Below are 15,766 nucleotides of genomic sequence, written 5' to 3'. Positions count from 1 at the left end.
AGTACATTCCGCTTTCTCAGCTGCAACGCCTTGTCCCGCTCTAGCTCGCGAGATCGTAGACACGTTTTAAGCGGGGTACTGTCCCACAGGAGCGGCTCCGCAGCGGAGCTTGCTCCTTTTTATTGGCGAACACTTATTCCAGCGGCAATCCATATGGCTTCGCAACGCAGTTCCGACATTAATTCCACCCGGGTCTGGGCCCGGCTGCATCAGCATCAGCGCGCGACCCGGCACATGCATATGCGCGAGTTGTTCGACGCCGACCCGCAGCGTTTCCAGCGCTTTTCGCTGGAGCTGGACGGCCTGTTGCTGGACTACTCCAAGAACCGCATCACCGAACGCACGCTGGAGCTGTTGTTCGAATTGGCGCGCGAGGCCGATCTGGCCGGCTGGATGGAGAAAATGCGCGGCGGCGAGCGCATCAACGTCAGCGAGGACCGCGCGGTGCTGCACACCGCCTTGCGGCTGCCGGCCGGCGAGAGCCTGCTGCTGGACGGCTGCGAGCTGGTGGCCGAGGTGCAGGCGGTGCTCGCGCGGATGCGCGCTTTCAGCGAACAGGTGCGCGGCGGCGAGTGGAAAGGCTTCAGCGGCCGGCGCATCCGTCACGTGGTCAATCTGGGCATAGGCGGTTCCGATCTGGGGCCGCTGATGGTGAAAGAGGCGCTGGCCGCGTACGCGTCGCCGGAGCTGGACGTGCATTTCGTCTCCAATGTGGACGGCGCGCACGTCGCGGGCACGCTGCAGCGGCTGGACCCCGCCGAAACCCTGTTCATCATCGCGTCCAAATCCTTCACCACGCCGGAGACGCTGCTGAACGCCCAGGCGGCGCGTCAGTGGTTTTTGCAGGCGGGGAGCGAGGCCGATATCGCGCGTCATTTCGTCGCGGTGTCCACCAATCAGCCGGCGGTGCAGGCTTTCGGCATCGATCCGGCGCATATGTTCGGCTTTTGGGACTGGGTGGGCGGCCGCTACTCCACGTGGTCGGCCATCGGCCTGCCGGTGATGCTGTCGATAGGCTTCGACCGCTTCCAGGAGTTCCTGGCCGGCGGTCACGCGATGGACCGGCATTTCTTCAGCGCGCCCTTCGCCGCCAATATGCCGGTGCTGCTGGCGCTGATCGGCGTCTGGTACAACACCTTCTATCGCGCCCATACCCACGCCATCATGCCTTACGACCACGGCTTGCGGCGTCTGCCGGCCCATGTGCAGCAATTGGACATGGAGTCCAACGGCAAGCGCGTCGGCCGTTACGGCGAGGCGCTGGACTTCGACACCGGCCCGGTGATCTGGGGCGAAGAGGGGGCCAATAGTCAGCACGCCTTTTTCCAGCTGCTGCATCAGGGCACGCGACTGGTGCCTTGCGACTTCATCATCCCGATGCGCAGTCATTATCCGGTGGCGGACCAGCACCAGGTGCTGGTGGCCAACTGCCTGGCCCAGACCGAAGCCTTGATGCGCGGCAAGAGCGAGGCCGAGGCGATGCGGGAGCTGGCGCATTTGCCGGGCGAGCAGCTGGACATGCTGTTGCCGCAGAAGCTCTTCCCGGGCAATCAGCCGTCCAACACCCTGGCGCTGGACGAGGTGAGTCCGCGCAGCGTGGGCATGCTGCTGGCGCTGTACGAGCACAAGGTGTTCGTGCAGGGCGTGATCTGGGGCATCAACTCCTTCGATCAGTGGGGGGTGGAGTACGGCAAGCAACTGGCGCGCCGCATTCTGCCGGAGCTGGCCGCCGGCGACGACGCGCTGGCGCACGACAGCTCCACCAACGGCTTGATCCGCCATTTCAAAGCGCGGCGAGGCTGAGAGGATGGCCATGCAAGAAAGTCTGGAATTGGCTCGCCGTCTGGGCGAGCGTTTGCTGGCGGCGGGCGAGAGCGTTGCCGCCGCCGAATCCTGCACCGGCGGCATGATCGCCGCGGCGCTGACCGACATCGCCGGCAGTTCCGCCTGGTTCGGCTACGGCGTGGTCACTTACAGCAATGAGGCCAAGCAGCGTCTGCTGCGGGTGGAGGACGGCGCCTTGCGCGAGCACGGCGCGGTCAGCGAGGCGGTGGTGAGGCAGATGGCCGCCGGCGCGCAGGCGTTGTCCGGCGCGGATTGGAGCGTGGCGGTGTCCGGCGTCGCCGGCCCCGGCGGCGGCACGGCGGCCAAGCCGGTGGGGCTGGTCTGGTTCGGCATCGCCGGCCCTGACGGCTGGAGCGAGGCTTTCAGCTGCCGCTTCGACGGCGATCGCGCGCAGGTGCGCGCGCAAACCGTGATCCGCGCCTTGCAGCGTCTGGACGAGCTGTTGGCCGCGCGCAGCCGCGCGGCTTAGCGTCCACCCGCTGAAGCGCGGCGGGCTTTGAACAGGCTTTTAGTCTTTGTTGTCCGGTTTTTTGCGCGCGCGCGGGTGCGCGCCGTCGTAGACCTTGGCCAGGTGCTGGAAGTCCAGCGCGGTGTAGATCTGGGTGCTGGACAGATTGGCGTGCCCCAGCAGTTCCTGCACCGCGCGCAAGTCCCCGGATGATTGCAGCAGGTGAGAGGCGAAGGAGTGGCGCAGCATATGCGGATGCACGTGTTGTTGCGCGCCGGTCTTGATCGCCCAGTCACGCAGGCGTTTTTCCACTTGCCGTCCGCCCAGCCGTCCGCCGTGGCGGGCGATGAAAACCGCGCGCTCCTCCTGCGCCGCCTGGCGTTGCGCCAGCCAGCGTTGCAGGCAGGCGCGCGCCTCGGCGCCCAGCGGCGCAATGCGTTCCTTGCCGCCCTTGCCGCGGATGCGCAGCAGATCGTCGGAAAAGTCCAGGTCTTCCAGATTCAATCCCACCGCTTCGGACAGGCGCAGCCCGCAGGAATACATCAGCTCGAACAGCGCGCGGTCGCGTATGGAGAGCGCGTCGTTGTCGTCGATGCGGTCCAGCAAGGCCGCGGTGCTGTCCACCGGCAAGGCCTTGGGCAGCGGCTTGTCCTGTTTGGGCGCGCGCAGGCCCTGGCTGGGGTCGTCCCCGCGCTGTCCGTTGTCCAGCAGCCATTGGTAGAAGCGGCGCCAGGCGGAGAGCTTGCGCGCCAGGCTGCGGCTGTGCAGGCCTTGCGCGTGCAGCTTGGCCAGGATTCTGCGCAACTGGGCGTGTTCGGCCCGCTCCAGCGGAGCGGGGCTCAGCAGGGCGGCCAGTTGTTCCAGATCGCGCAGGTAGGCGGCGGCGGTGTGGCCGCTGCGGCCGGCCAGCGCCAGCGAGGCGGCGAAGCGCTCCAGGATGTCCATTTCAGCGGCGCAGCCTGGCCATCTGCATCAGGCGCTCGAACAATTGCAGATCCTGTTCGCTCTTGAGCAGCGCGCCCGCCAGAGGCGGCGGGGCGTTGTCCTGATGGCGCTGCTTCAGCGCGGCGGCGTCCATGTTTTCCGCCGACAGCAGTTTCAGCCAGTCCAGCAATTCCGAGGTGCTGGGTTTCTTCTTTAGGCCCGGCAGCTCGCGTATGGAGAAGAACACCTCCAGCGCTTCGCTGACCAGTTGCTGGCGCAGGGCGGGGAAGTGGGCGTCGATGATGGCCTGCATGGTGTCCCGGTCCGGGAAGCGAATGTAATGGAAGAAGCAGCGGCGCAAGAAGGCGTCCGGCAGCTCTTTTTCATTATTGGAGGTGATGATGATGATGGGGCGCTGGCGGGCGCGCACGAACTCCTGGGTTTCGTGGACGAAGAACTCCATCTGGTCCAGTTCGCGCAGCAGATCGTTGGGGAATTCGATGTCGGCCTTGTCGATTTCGTCGATCAGCAGCACCGGGGCGGCGTCGGCGTCGAAAGCCTGCCACAGCTTGCCCTTGACGATGTAGTTGCGGATGTCGTGCACGCGGGCGTCGCCCAGCTGCGAGTCGCGCAGTCGCGACACCGCGTCGTATTCGTACAGGCCGTGCTGCGCCTTGGTGGTGGACTTGATCGGCCAGACAATCAGCTCTCGGCCCAGGCTGCGGGCCACTTCCTCGGCCAGCATGGTCTTGCCGGTGCCGGGTTCGCCCTTGATCAGGAGCGGGCGCTCCAGCGTGATGGCGGCGTTCACCGCCATCATCAGGTCTTCGGTGGCGATGTAGTTGTCGGTGCCGGAAAATCGGGTATTGCTCGTCATGGGCGGGGGAGGCTTCAAAATGGCCAAAGCAGCCGCGCGGACGGCTGCTTTGGCGCGGAAAGGGGTTAACGGGCGAATTCGCGTTCCAGATCGTCCAGCGAAATGCCCCAGCTTTTCATCATATGGCTCAGCAAGGCCATTTCCGGCTCGCTGATGGTGCCGTCTGACTTGCTGATATCCATGGCCAGCACGCAGGCCAGGATGCGTTTGCGGTGGTCGCTCACCTCGGCCAGCAGGCCGTTGATGCGCTCCGCGTCCAGCAAATGAATGGTGCCGTCGTCGTTGGCTTCGTCGGAGACGTCGTCGCAGTAATCCACCAGCACCTTGGTGAACTGCTTGCGCGGCAGGCCGATCAGGTCGTAGACGTGGAGTTTCTCCAGCAGCTCCAGCTCGCGCGGGTCCATATTGCCATCCGTGATCATAAACATGGCCAGCAGGCGCGCCAGTGCTTCCGGGCTATTGAGTGCGTATTTTCTCATGACGCCTTTCCTTTATTCTGATGTGACGCCTAGCCGCTCCAGAAACGCTGGGGGCATGGCGGCAGGCTTGCGGCTGACGTAGTCGAAGAAGACTAGGCCTGTCTTCAATCTTGCCACTTCTTTCCCGGTTTTGTCATTGCTTGCCTGATAGAGCAGATCGAAACCGCGCGCGCCGACGTCGTCCACGGCCAGCGCGAAGCGCAGCACCTCGCCGTGAAAGGCCTCCGCGCGATAGAGGATGGCGGTGTCCGCCACCACGACGCCCAGGCCCTCGATGCTGAGTTCGTGCGGATAGCCTAGACTTTGTAAAAAGCGCAGCCGCGCTTCCTGAGCCAGTCTCAGCACGGCGTCGTTGCCTAGGTGGCCGGCGTAGTTGATGTCTCCGATGCGGATGTCGACGCGGGTTTCGAATGCGAAGCGCTCAGGCAGGACAATCTGGATTCTGGGCATGATGTGGGCTTTGGGCGAGTGGTTTGGCTGAGTTGTTTGTCTTAACCTGAGTCAACAGGGCAGTGGCATGGTTTGATAGACTGCAAGTGTAAGGCAAATACAACAAGGAGCAGAGTCATGTATCAGCGCATATTCGTACCCGTGGATGATAGTGAAACCTCCAACCTGGCATTGCACGAGGCTTGCCATCTGGCCAAGGAGGTGGGCGCCAGCCTGAAGTTGGTGCATGTGGTGGATTTGGCCCAGTTCGGCTGGGGCGGCACCGAGTTTCTGGACGCGACCGAGCTGCAGAAATCGATCAAGCAGGCGGGCGAGCAGGTGTTGGGTCAGGCCGGGGCCAAGGCCAAGGAGCTGGGCGTGACGGCGGATTGCAAGATCCTGGAAAGCTGGGGCGACAAAATCGCCGCGGTGCTGGTGGACGACGCCGGCGTCTGGGGCGCCGATTTGATAGTGATGGGTACCCATGGCTGGAGCGGCTTAATGCATTTGCTGATGGGCAGCGTGGCGGAGGGCGTGCTTAAACTGGCGGACGTGCCGGTGTTGCTGGTGCGCAACCCGGGGGACTAGGCTGATGGCATGGCGGGCGCCTTGCATGGACGGAGTGAGGCGCGCCGTTGCTTGTCGGACAATCACGCGGGCAAAAATAAAGCCAGCCGGCATCGCTGCGGGCTGGCTTTCCTCGCGGAAGGGGATCAGCCGGCGGTGGCTTCCACGCTGCCGTCCTGGGCTTCCAGCTTGGTGCGAACCGCTTTGCGCAGACTCTTGTACAGGTCCGGGTGGGTTTCCTTCAGGTACTCGACGATTTCGAAGTCTTCGCGGCGAACCTTGGACAGGTCGATCTGCTCGACGTGAACCAGGCGCAACAGTTCGCGCACCGGCTTGGGCATGTTGCGGCCGCTTTCGTAGCGGGAGCCGCCGGACTGGGTCACGCCGATGCGGCTCCAGAATTCTTGCTGGTTCAGGCCGAGCTTGCGGCGGATCTCACGCGGGTTGGGGATCTTTTCAAACAGTTTCATGAGTGTTCCTCTCAGTATCAAAGAATATTGGTTCTAATATTTTTTAGGTTTCGTGCCCTGCACCCTAAAAATAGCAAAAAAAATCCATCAGGAATAATTCTGATGCAAAAAAGTTCATGAAGTTCCGTTAAGAGTCGACTTCGTTTTTTGCAATGTTAGTGGATTCTTATTGTCAAGGACAATGGGATTTGCAGGTCGAGACGCAAAAAGATACTGTGTGGTCGCTTTTTTGTAAAGCGTTTTGGCATTTGAGACTGAAAAAAAGGGGAGGGGCGGCGAGCCTGACCCCCGGCACTTGCGCTAAATAACTGTGGCTGCTTCCTTCCGGACCTGACCAGGTTCGCTATCGCGCAATGCGGGGAGACCCGCCTCAAGAGAAGACGCATTCTAACGACAAGCGGCCGTTTTGCCAAGCTCGGCGTGCGTTTTTGTCGCGACGCCGGCCGCGGCGTCGGTTGCCGAAGCGCGGCCGCGCAGGCAGACTGGGCGGCATCTATATTAATACCGCGGCAAGCGTGGGAGTGTGTGATGGTTCAATCGGCGCAAGAACTGTTGGCGGAACTGATCCGCTTCGACACCACCAGCCGGCATTCCAATCTGCAATTGATCGAGTGGACGCGCGCTTATCTGTCGCAATTGGGCGTGGAGTCCACGCTGACCTTCAACGACGAGGGCAGCAAGGCCAATCTGTTCGCCCGCATCGGCGCGCCGGAGCTGCCGCTGGTGGTGCTGTCCGGCCATAGCGACGTGGTGCCGGTGGACGGCCAGGTCTGGAGCAGCGATCCCTTCGTTCTGACCGATAAGGGCGATGGGCGCTTGTATGGCCGCGGCTCCGCCGATATGAAGGGCTTCATCGCCTGCGTGCTGTCGCTGGCGCCCTGGTTCGCGGAGTTGGCCGCGCGCGGAGAATTAAGGCAGGGCATAGGCATCGCCCTGTCTTACGACGAGGAAGTCGGCTGCCTGGGCGTGGGCCGGCTGATAGATCGCCTGGCGGCGGACGGGGTCAAGGTGTCGGGCTGCATCGTCGGCGAGCCCACCAGCATGCAGCCGGTGATCGCGCACAAGGGCATCGCTCATTTCCTGTGCAAGGTGGGCGGCCGCGCCGCGCATTCCTCGCTCACCCCGCAAGGCGTCAACGCCATCGAGTTCGCCGCGCGGCTGATCACCCATATCCGCAAGCTGGCCGACGCCGAAGCGTCCTTCGGCCATCGTCAGTCCTTATATGATGTGCCGTTCACCACCTTGCAGACCGGCACCATTCATGGCGGCACCGCCTGCAATATCGTGCCCAAGGATTGCGAATTCATGTTCGAGTGCCGCTGGTTGCCGGGCGATGGGCCTGAGCGTTTTGTCAGTTCCGTCCGGGACTACGCCGCCACCTTGTTGCTGGAGATGCGCGAGGTGGCGCCGGAGGCGCAGATCGAGATCGAACGGGTGGTGTACAGCCCGGCCTTCGAATCGTCTGAAGACAGCGCGGTGCGCCGCACCGTGGCGCGCTTGTGCGGCTGCGACGGCGGCAAGGGCGTCGCCTACACCACCGAGGCCGGCCTGTTCAGCGAGGCCGGCATCGCTTGCGTGGTGTTGGGGCCCGGCAACATCGAACAAGCGCACCGGCCCGACGAATACATCGACATCGATCAACTGGAGCAGTGCGCGGCCTGGTTGCGGCGACTGGGAGATGAGCTGACGCAAAAACCGTGAAGATTTTTTTGCGCTGATGACCGAATAGCCGCAAAATCGCTGCCGGCGACAAGCCGAACACTCAAGTTGCCCGCCGGGGGGATCCCTTAGGCGGGCTTGTTTTATGGCGGCGTGAGCAGCTGTTCAACGCCCGGTCCCAAGGGGCCGGCGAGCGTTGGCGCCGCGGTAGTCAGAAAGAAAAAATAAATGAGTCAGAACGTGGGATCTGTGCGGCAGGGAGGCGCGGCCAAGTCGCGAGACGGCTTCACCTCCAGCTTTGGCGTGTTGGCGGCGACTCTCGGTTCCGCCGTGGGCCTCGGCAATATCTGGAAGTTTCCTTATCTGACCGGCACCAATGGCGGCGCCGGTTTTTTGGTGGTGTACGTGTTGGCCACGCTGCTGGTGGGTTTGCCGGTGATGATCGCCGAGATCATGCTGGGCCGCAAAGCCAAGCGCGACGCGGTGACGGCGCTGAAGACGCTGGCGCCGGCCGGTCAGCCCTGGTGGCTGATCAGCGCTTTCGGCGTGCTGGCCGCCTTCCTGATCATGGCTTTCTATTCTGAAGTGGCGGCCTGGGTCTTCGCCTATGTGTTCAAGTCCTTGGGCGGCGGCCTCTTGTCCAGCGATCCCAAGGTGACCTCGCAGGCGTTTGGCGCCTTGATCTCCGATCCGGTGCAATCCTTGCTGTGGCAATGGCTGGTCTTGCTGCTGATAGGCGGCATTCTGCTGATGGGGGTGTCCAAAGGCATCGAGGCGGTGACCAAGAAGCTGATGCCCTTGCTGTTCCTGCTGTTGCTGGTGATAGGCGCGCGCAGCCTGATGCTGCCCGGCGCGGCCAAAGGGCTGGACTTCCTGTTTACCCCCGATTTTTCCAAGATCAGCGGCGCGGTGGTGCTGACCGCGGTGGGGCTGGCCTTCTTCAAGCTGTCCATAGGCATGGGCACCATGATTACCTACGGCAGCTATTTCCGCGATGATCAGAACATCCCGGTCACCACCTTCCGGGTGATGTGCGCGGACCTGTTCGTTTCCCTGCTGGCAGGCATCGCCATTTTCCCCGCGGTGTTCGCTTTCGGCTTTGAGCCGGCGGCCGGTCCGTCGCTGCTCTTCATCACCATCCCGGCGGTGTTCGCCAGCATGCCGCTGGGCAATGTGTTCATGGTGGCCTTCTTCGTGCTGGCCGCGATCGCCGCCACCGGCGCGATGCTGTCCATTCTGGAAGTGCCGGTATCGGTGTTCAGCGAGCGCTTCGGCATCAGCCGCGTCAAGGCCACGGTGATCAACCTGTTGCTGCTGGCCTTGGTGGGCGCGGGCTGCGCCTTGTCCAACAGCACGCTGTCCGGCTTCAAGCTCTTCGGCATGACCTTGTTCGACCTGTTCGACTTCGTGACCTCCAATCTGCTGATGCCATTGGGCGGCATCTTCCTCTGCCTGTTCGTCGGCTGGGTGTGGGGCTTCGAACAGCTGAAGCAGGCGCTGAGCAATCAGGGCGCCCTGAAGAACGAGGGCTTGTTGAAAGCGCTGTTCTTCGTGCTGCGCTATGTGTCGCCGCTGTTGATCCTGGTGGTGATGCTGAAGGGCCTGGGCGTGATTTGAGCCCGTGCCGTCAAACAGAAAAAGGAGCCGCGAGGCTCCTTTTTTCATGCCTGCCGGCAGGGGTTTAGGGCTGGGCGGCGTCGTCTTCCGGTATCACCACCGGCGGCGGGGTGAAGCCGTTCAGTTCGCGGGCGTTTTTTTCCAACAGCAGCACAATGCTGGTGTTGAGCGCGCCGAAAGCCCAGCTGACCAGGAAAAACACCGAGTAGGCCGATAGCTTGTCGTTGAACAGGGTTTTGCCGTGCAGACTGAGCTCGGCCGGATCGAAAATGGAGAAGAACACCCCTGTCGCCAGAATGGCGATGATGAAGGAGGGCCAGAACAGCAAGATGCCTTTTTTCATTGAGTCATGCTCCTATGGCTGCCGCAAGGAAATGCTTGGGTGGCTGATGTCAGGGTAATGGCCGGGCGACGCACTGTCAAAACGCGGCGACGGTGGATGAGAGCCCGGAGAGCGGCTCTCCATGTTAGACTGTGGCCATCCGGTTTTTCTTGTCCAGCCGGCCAGGGCGAGCGCTTTTGGCCGGTTGTTGCGTAAAGTAATGGAGCCTTGCATGACCTCGATCTTCTCCGCCGTAGAACTGGCGCCGCGCGACCCTATCCTGGGCCTGAACGAAGCATTCAACGCCGACACCCGCACCACCAAGGTGAATCTGGGCGTTGGCGTTTATTCCGACGACAACGGCAAGATTCCGCTGTTGGCGGCGGTAAAGGCGGCGGAGAAGGCGCGTCTTGAAACCATGCCGCCGCGCGGCTACCAGCCGATCGAAGGCGCTCAGGCTTACGACAGCGCGGTGCAGAACCTGCTGTTCGGCGCGGACAGCGAGCTGATCAAGGCGGGCCAGGTGGTGACGGCTCAAGCGCTGGGTGGCACCGGCGCCCTGAAAATCGGCGCGGATTTCCTGAAGCGCCTGAACCCGGCGGCCAAGGTCTATATCAGCAACCCGAGCTGGGAAAACCACCGCGCGCTGTTCGAGTCCGCCGGCTTCGAGGTGGAAAACTACCCGTATTACGACGCGGCCACCCGCGGCGTCGATTTCGAAGGCATGCGCGCCTTCCTGGCGCAACTGCCGGCCGGCTCCGTGATCGTGCTGCACGCTTGCTGCCACAATCCCACCGGCGCCGACCTGTCCGACGCGCAATGGGCCGAGGTGGTGAAGGTCTGCCGCGAGCGCGGCCTGGTGCCTTTCCTGGACATGGCTTATCAGGGCTTTGCCGACGGCATCGACGCCGACGCCGTCGCCGTGCGCCTGTTCTCGGCCTCCGGCCTGCAGTTCTTCGTGTCCAGCTCCTTCTCCAAGAGCTTCTCGCTGTACGGCGAGCGCGTGGGCGCCTTGTCCATCGTCACCGCCGGCAAGGAAGAATCCGCGCGCGTGCTGTCCCAACTGAAGCGCGTGATCCGCACCAACTATTCCAACCCGCCGATTCACGGCGGCGCGGTGGTGGCCGCGGTGCTGTCCAACCCTGAACTGCGCCAGCTGTGGGAAGACGAACTGGCCGGCATGCGCGATCGCATTCGCGCGATGCGCGTCGGCTTGGTCGAGGCGATCAAGGCCGAAGGCGTGGCTCAGGACTTCTCCTTTGTCGCCCAGCAGCGCGGCATGTTCTCCTATACCGGCCTGAGCGCGGCCCAGGTGGAGCGCTTGCGCGCCGACTTCGGCATCTACGCCGTGTCCACCGGCCGCATCTGCCTGGCGGCGTTGAACAGCAAGAACCTGACCTATGTGGCTTCCGCCATCGCCCAGGTGGTGAAGGCAGGCTAAGCCTGGCCGGTTTTGATATCCAGCATCGCCAAAGCCCCGCAAGTCGGGGCTTTTTTTCAATCGGCCTATCGCCGGCCGTAGTCAAGGAGCAGATTCATGCAATTGCACAGCCGCAGCTTTCAAGACGGGGAACGCATTCCGGGCCGCCTGGCCTTCTGCGTGCCGGACGCCGACAGCCATGTCGCGCTGTCCGACAACCTCAACCCGCATCTGGTCTGGAGCGGAGCGCCGGAGGGGACGCGCTCGTTCGCGCTGATATGCCATGATCCGGACGTGCCGTCGCGCGGCGACGACGTCAATCAGGAGGGCAGGGAGGTGCCGGCGGATCTGCCGCGGGTGGACTTCTATCACTGGCTGCTGCTGGACATTCCCGCCGGACAGAGCGAGATCGCCGAGGGCGGCCACAGCGCGGGGGTGAGCGCGCGCGGCAAGAGCGGTCCGGACGCGCCGCAGGGCTTGCGTCACGGCATCAACGACTACACCGGCTGGTTCGCCGGCGACGCGGCTATGGCCGGCGACTACTACGGCTACGACGGCCCCTGCCCGCCGTGGAACGACAGCCTGGAGCACCGCTACGTTTTCACCGTCTACGCCTTGGATGTGGCCGCTTTGCCGGTGGACGGCGCCTTGACGCCTGCGAATATCGTCGCGGCTTTGGACGGCCATGTGTTGGCCTCGGCCAGCCTGAGCGGCCGCTATACGCTAAATCCGCGTTTGCTGTAATCGTCCCGCAATGTGAAGAAGTGGCAAAAAGGACAGTTTGTCCGTCTCGCAACGCAGAGGCCTCTGGCAAGGGATTGCAGTAGGCCAATGAAATGCAGCATGATGTTGCGGCGTTTCCCGTCTCCGCGGCTGATTTAGTTCGGGAGCCCGCGCCCGCGCGGCGCTTTGAACCGCGGCCAGCCCAAAGCGGCAAACGATAACAACATCAAAGGGGATTAACTGTCATGGTTGCAAACACTGTTAAAGACAAGCTGCCGGCCGCCGCGTTGGCGACGGGCGCTTTTGACGCGGACGATGCCGATGTGCGCAACAATCTGGGGCTGATGGGCTTGTTGGATGTGAACTCCGGCGATGGCCGCTATCGCCTGACCGCGACGCTGGAGCCGGAAGTCGAAGGCGTGGACGACGTTCAGGCCTGGGTGTTGGAAATGGAGCTCGTGACCCTGGCCACCGGCCAGGTGCTGCGTTGCAAACAGGCCGGCGTCGCCTACGCCGGCCCCACGCCGGGCAGCCATCTGCGCCGCTTGTTGGCCAATGGTCAGCTGCAGGGGTATTTGCAACTGGCCGCCTAGCCGGACCGTGCCGCCAGCAGGGATTAAGCCGCCGCATCATGCCGCGGCTTAATTTTTTTCTCCGTCTGGGCGCTCATCGTCCGCGCGCGCCTGCCGCGAACACTATAAAAAACGGTACAATCGCCGCAGTCGGGCCCGCAGCGGGTGCGGGTCCGGCCGTTAATTTTCGACATCGTCAGAGGTTGTGAACTGTGTGGTTTGTGCTGTGTGTGCTGCTGTTGGTGCTGGGTGCGCTGGCTTGGCTGGTGTATACCGGCCGCGTCGTCTTGTCCGAATGGACCCAAAAGCTGGATCGCTTGTTGGGCATGTCGCCGACGGAGCGTCATGAGCCGGACTACTTCGCTGAGGAGGCCGACGCCGGGTCGCACGCCGCGGAGGCGTGGAGCCGTCCTCGGACCGAGCCGATCGCGCCCCGCGACGCGTCTCCCGCTTCAGCCGAGCCGGAGCCGGCCAGACCGTCCGCGCCACAGCCGTCCCCTGAACGCGAAGCGCCGCCGGCCGCCGTCGAGCGCGAAACCGTAGTCTTGCCGAAACGGCCGGCCGCGCCGCCGCAGGCCAAGCCGGAACTGCCGACGCTGGAACTGTCCCGCGAATACCGCAAGCGCGTGCGCCAGCCGTCGGCCGAGCAAGAACAGGCCAAGGATCTGCCGGTGATCGGCCTGCATGAGCTGCAACATAATCTGCAGTCGGATTATCGTCGCCGCCAGGCCTCCCGGGTTCTGACGCAGAGCGCCAAGGATCAGGGCGCGTCCGCCTTGCCGGTGATCGAGCCCAGCGAGGTGCGCGAGCAGTTGCGCCACATCCATTCCAAGCGCGGCAAAACCATGGCCGCGCCTCAAGCTTTCGTGATTCGCCCCCAGGCGCTGAAGCCGCAAGAGGCGGAGGAGCCGCAAATCGTGCCGCCGCCCGTGGTGCGGCATGAATTGCCGGCCAGCGCGCGGCCCGCGCATCACGGCTGGCTGTCTCCGCCGCCTGCGCAGGCGCGACCGGCGCCGCCGTTGATCGAGCCCGAAGTGGTGGCGTTCGAGGAGATGTCCGCGCCGATGGCGGAGATCGCGCCGCCTAGGCCGGAGGACGAGGCCCAGGCCCCGTCGTCGGAGCCGGCGTCGCCGGTATTCGCGCCGGTCGAGCCCGCCGCGCCGGCGTTTCTGCTTGACGTGGAGCCCAGGTCCGAGCAGGAATGGGCGCCGCCGGCCGAGGCCGCGCCGCCGGCTCCCGCGGCTGACGAGGCGGCGTTGCCGCTTATCGACCCGGTTCCGGTTTCCGTTCCGCAGACCGTAGACGAGACGGAGCCGACGCGGCCGCCGGAGCCGGCGCCGTGGCGCTGGCCGCAAACGCGTTCGGTTCTGGTGCAGGAGGATGAAAAGCCCGCGGTGGTGCAGCAGGCGGTGTTGCCGGCGGAAGAGCCGCCTTCGGCGGCGGCCGCGGCGCGGCAGCTGGCGGCCAAGCCCATGCCCTGGGTCTTGATCGAGCCGCCGGCGGCGGAAGCGAAGCCGGCGGAAGTCTTGGCCGAGCTTCGTCCGCCCTGGGACGCCGAGCCGGCGCCGGAGGCGTCCGAGACATTGGCGCGGCAGGCGCAGGCCGAGGTGGAGCAGGCGGCGACGCCGGACGCCAAAGCGGAAGCCAAGCCGCGGCCGGTCTACGACGATTACGGCTTGCCGGGGCTGGATTTGCTGCGCCCGGCGGACGAGGCGACGGTGACGTGCTCGGAGGAGGAGTTGCTGGAGCGCGGCATCGTCATCGAGGAAAAGCTGGCCGAGTTCAAGGTCAAGGTCAGCGTGGTGGACGCTTACGCCGGCCCGGTGATCACTCGTTACGAGGTGGAGCCGGCGGTGGGCGTGCGCGGCAATCAGGTGGTCAATCTGATGAAGGATTTGTCGCGCGCGCTGGGTCTGGCCGCGATCCGGGTGGTGGAAACCATACCCGGCAAAACCTGCATGGGTCTGGAGCTGCCCAATCCCAAGCGCCAGATGATACGTTTGTCCGAGATCTTCTCCTCCGAAGTGTTCCAGCAGCCGCGTTCGCGCCTGACCCTGGCCTTGGGCAAGGACATCACCGGCCAGCCGGTGGCGATGGATCTGGCCAAGGCGCCGCATCTATTGGTGGCCGGCACCACCGGCTCCGGCAAATCGGTGGGCGTCAACGCGATGATTTTGTCCATGCTGTACAAGGCGCGGCCGGACGAAGTGCGCTTCATCATGATAGATCCCAAGATGCTGGAACTGTCGGTGTACAACGACATCCCGCATCTGCTGGCTCCGGTGGTCACCGATATGAAGCTGGCGGCCAACGCCTTGAACTGGTGCGTGGGCGAGATGGAGCGCCGCTACCGGCTGATGAGCGCGCTGGGCGTGCGCAATCTGGCCGGTTACAACGACAAGGTGAGCGAGGCCGAAGCCATGGGGCAGCGCATCGGCAATCCGTTCAGTCTGACGCCGGAAACGCCGGAGCCCTTGGAGGCTTTGCCCTTCATCGTGGTGGTGGTGGACGAGTTCGCCGACCTGATGATGGTGGCCGGCAAGAAGATCGAGGAATTGATCGCGCGGCTGGCGCAGAAGGCGCGCGCCGCCGGCATCCATTTGATCCTGGCCACTCAGCGGCCGTCGGTGGACGTGATCACAGGTCTGATCAAGGCCAATATTCCGACGCGGATCGCCTTCCAGGTGTCCAGCAAGGTGGACAGCCGCACCATTCTGGACCAGATGGGCGCGGAAAGCCTACTGGGTCAGGGCGATATGCTGTTCCTGCCGCCGGGCACCGGTTATCCGCAGCGCGTGCACGGCGCCTTCGTCACCGACGACGAAGTGCACGCCATCGTCGAACATTTGAAGCAGTTCGGCGAGCCCGATTATGTGGAAGGCCTGCTGACCGGCGAGAGCGAGGCGGAGGAGGAGTCCGCCGCGGCCACGGCCAAGGCGCAGGCGGCGACGGAAAGCGACCCGCTGTACGACGAGGCGGTGGAAATCGTGATGCGCACCCGCAAGCCGTCTATTTCATCGGTGCAGCGCCATCTGCGCATAGGCTATAACCGCGCCGCGCGGCTGATCGAGGAAATGGAGGCGGCGGGCATCGTCAGCCCGATGGAAAGCAACGGCAACCGGACGGTGCTGGTGCCGCAGCGCGAGTTCTGATCCGCGTGTCGCCGCATGAAAAAAGCGCGCCCTAGCGGCGCGCTTTTTCGTTTCTTATGCGTGGACGGGGGTCAGCGACGGCGCTGGTCCTGATCGTTGCGAATGCGGATCGGAGCCAGTTGGTCCTGGTCTTCCACCGGGCCGCTCAACATCTTGGCGACGACGACCACAGCGGCGATGAGGGCGAATAAAAGCAAAATTTCCATGGCATGGCTCCCCGAGGCTTGAGTACGAACTTGTTGGTGAAGACGATTGCCGGCCA

The 15,766-nt window shown here is 63.9% G+C and carries 16 protein-coding genes and 1 other RNA gene; 9 read left to right on the top strand and 8 right to left on the bottom strand.

What is annotated here, in order from left to right:
• Positions 1-153: 153 nt before the first annotated feature.
• Positions 154-1,803, top strand: coding sequence for a glucose-6-phosphate isomerase (pgi, locus tag ACODRW_RS09400; protein ID WP_488905608.1), 1,650 nt, complete (start codon positions 154-156; stop codon positions 1,801-1,803).
• Positions 1,804-1,825: 22 nt separating this feature from the next.
• Positions 1,826-2,314: a CinA family protein gene (locus ACODRW_RS09395; RefSeq protein ID WP_370646600.1), complete on the top strand. Its 489-nt coding sequence runs from the start codon at positions 1,826-1,828 to the stop codon at positions 2,312-2,314.
• Positions 2,315-2,353: 39 nt separating this feature from the next.
• On the opposite strand, the gene xerC is transcribed toward ACODRW_RS09395, so the two are convergent.
• The 4 genes from xerC to ACODRW_RS09375 form a co-directional block, all read right to left on the bottom strand.
• Positions 2,354-3,238, bottom strand: coding sequence for a tyrosine recombinase XerC (gene xerC / locus ACODRW_RS09390; RefSeq protein WP_107798820.1), 885 nt, complete (start codon positions 3,236-3,238; stop codon positions 2,354-2,356).
• Position 3,239: 1 nt separating this feature from the next.
• Positions 3,240-4,094, bottom strand: coding sequence for an AAA family ATPase (locus ACODRW_RS09385; RefSeq protein ID WP_107798821.1), 855 nt, complete (start codon positions 4,092-4,094; stop codon positions 3,240-3,242).
• Between the two features lie 65 nt (positions 4,095-4,159).
• Entirely contained in the window at positions 4,160-4,573 is a 414-nt protein-coding gene (locus ACODRW_RS09380) for a tellurite resistance TerB family protein (RefSeq protein WP_107798822.1), read from the bottom strand.
• Positions 4,574-4,585: 12 nt separating this feature from the next.
• Positions 4,586-5,023 carry an acyl-CoA thioesterase gene (locus ACODRW_RS09375; RefSeq protein ID WP_107798823.1) on the bottom strand — a complete coding sequence of 146 codons (438 nt, stop codon included), beginning with the start codon at positions 5,021-5,023 and terminating at the stop codon, positions 4,586-4,588.
• Between the two features lie 117 nt (positions 5,024-5,140).
• Here ACODRW_RS09375 and ACODRW_RS09370 point away from each other — a divergent pair, with 117 nt between their 5' ends.
• On the top strand, positions 5,141-5,590 hold the full coding sequence (locus ACODRW_RS09370; RefSeq protein WP_107798824.1) for a universal stress protein: 450 nt from the start codon (positions 5,141-5,143) through the stop codon (positions 5,588-5,590).
• Positions 5,591-5,715: 125 nt separating this feature from the next.
• On the opposite strand, the gene ACODRW_RS09365 is transcribed toward ACODRW_RS09370, so the two are convergent.
• Positions 5,716-6,039: a helix-turn-helix domain-containing protein gene (locus ACODRW_RS09365; protein WP_107798825.1), complete on the bottom strand. Its 324-nt coding sequence runs from the start codon at positions 6,037-6,039 to the stop codon at positions 5,716-5,718.
• A gap of 271 nt (positions 6,040-6,310) precedes the next feature.
• Positions 6,311-6,409, bottom strand: an RNA gene (gene ffs, locus ACODRW_RS09360) — signal recognition particle sRNA small type.
• Positions 6,410-6,567: 158 nt separating this feature from the next.
• Here ffs and argE point away from each other — a divergent pair.
• Positions 6,568-7,740 carry an acetylornithine deacetylase gene (argE, locus tag ACODRW_RS09355; protein ID WP_107798826.1) on the top strand — a complete coding sequence of 391 codons (1,173 nt, stop codon included), beginning with the start codon at positions 6,568-6,570 and terminating at the stop codon, positions 7,738-7,740.
• A 186-nt stretch (positions 7,741-7,926) separates the two neighbouring features.
• Entirely contained in the window at positions 7,927-9,315 is a 1,389-nt protein-coding gene (locus tag ACODRW_RS09350; RefSeq protein ID WP_227103392.1) for a sodium-dependent transporter, read from the top strand.
• A gap of 64 nt (positions 9,316-9,379) precedes the next feature.
• Here ACODRW_RS09350 and ACODRW_RS09345 read toward each other — a convergent pair whose 3' ends face one another.
• The gene (locus tag ACODRW_RS09345) at positions 9,380-9,658 is read right to left on the bottom strand and encodes a hypothetical protein (RefSeq protein WP_107798828.1); all 279 of its coding nucleotides are present in this window, start codon (positions 9,656-9,658) and stop codon (positions 9,380-9,382) included.
• Between the two features lie 220 nt (positions 9,659-9,878).
• On the opposite strand from ACODRW_RS09345, the gene ACODRW_RS09340 reads away from it, so the two are divergent.
• The 4 genes from ACODRW_RS09340 to ACODRW_RS09325 all read left to right on the top strand — a co-directional run bounded on the left by ACODRW_RS09340 (position 9,879) and on the right by ACODRW_RS09325 (position 15,504).
• The gene (locus ACODRW_RS09340) at positions 9,879-11,078 is read left to right on the top strand and encodes an amino acid aminotransferase (protein ID WP_488877105.1); all 1,200 of its coding nucleotides are present in this window, start codon (positions 9,879-9,881) and stop codon (positions 11,076-11,078) included.
• Between the two features lie 96 nt (positions 11,079-11,174).
• A complete protein-coding gene (locus ACODRW_RS09335) occupies positions 11,175-11,801 on the top strand; it encodes a YbhB/YbcL family Raf kinase inhibitor-like protein (protein ID WP_253313617.1) in 627 nt (208 codons plus the stop codon).
• 224 nt (positions 11,802-12,025) lie between these two features.
• Positions 12,026-12,373 carry a hypothetical protein gene (locus tag ACODRW_RS09330; protein WP_107798831.1) on the top strand — a complete coding sequence of 116 codons (348 nt, stop codon included), beginning with the start codon at positions 12,026-12,028 and terminating at the stop codon, positions 12,371-12,373.
• 191 nt (positions 12,374-12,564) lie between these two features.
• Complete coding sequence (locus ACODRW_RS09325; RefSeq protein WP_488905607.1) at positions 12,565-15,504, top strand: DNA translocase FtsK; 2,940 nt, start codon at positions 12,565-12,567, stop codon at positions 15,502-15,504.
• Between the two features lie 71 nt (positions 15,505-15,575).
• Here the strand turns inward: ACODRW_RS09325 and ACODRW_RS09320 are convergent, their stop codons facing one another.
• Positions 15,576-15,710 carry a hypothetical protein gene (locus ACODRW_RS09320; RefSeq protein ID WP_019100128.1) on the bottom strand — a complete coding sequence of 45 codons (135 nt, stop codon included), beginning with the start codon at positions 15,708-15,710 and terminating at the stop codon, positions 15,576-15,578.
• Between the last annotated feature and the right edge of the window lie 56 nt (positions 15,711-15,766).

Source organism: Chromobacterium sp. FG89 (genome assembly GCF_057808735.1).
The sequence above is the reverse complement of the archived record's forward strand: the minus strand, read 5'-3'. Positions and strand labels throughout refer to the sequence as shown.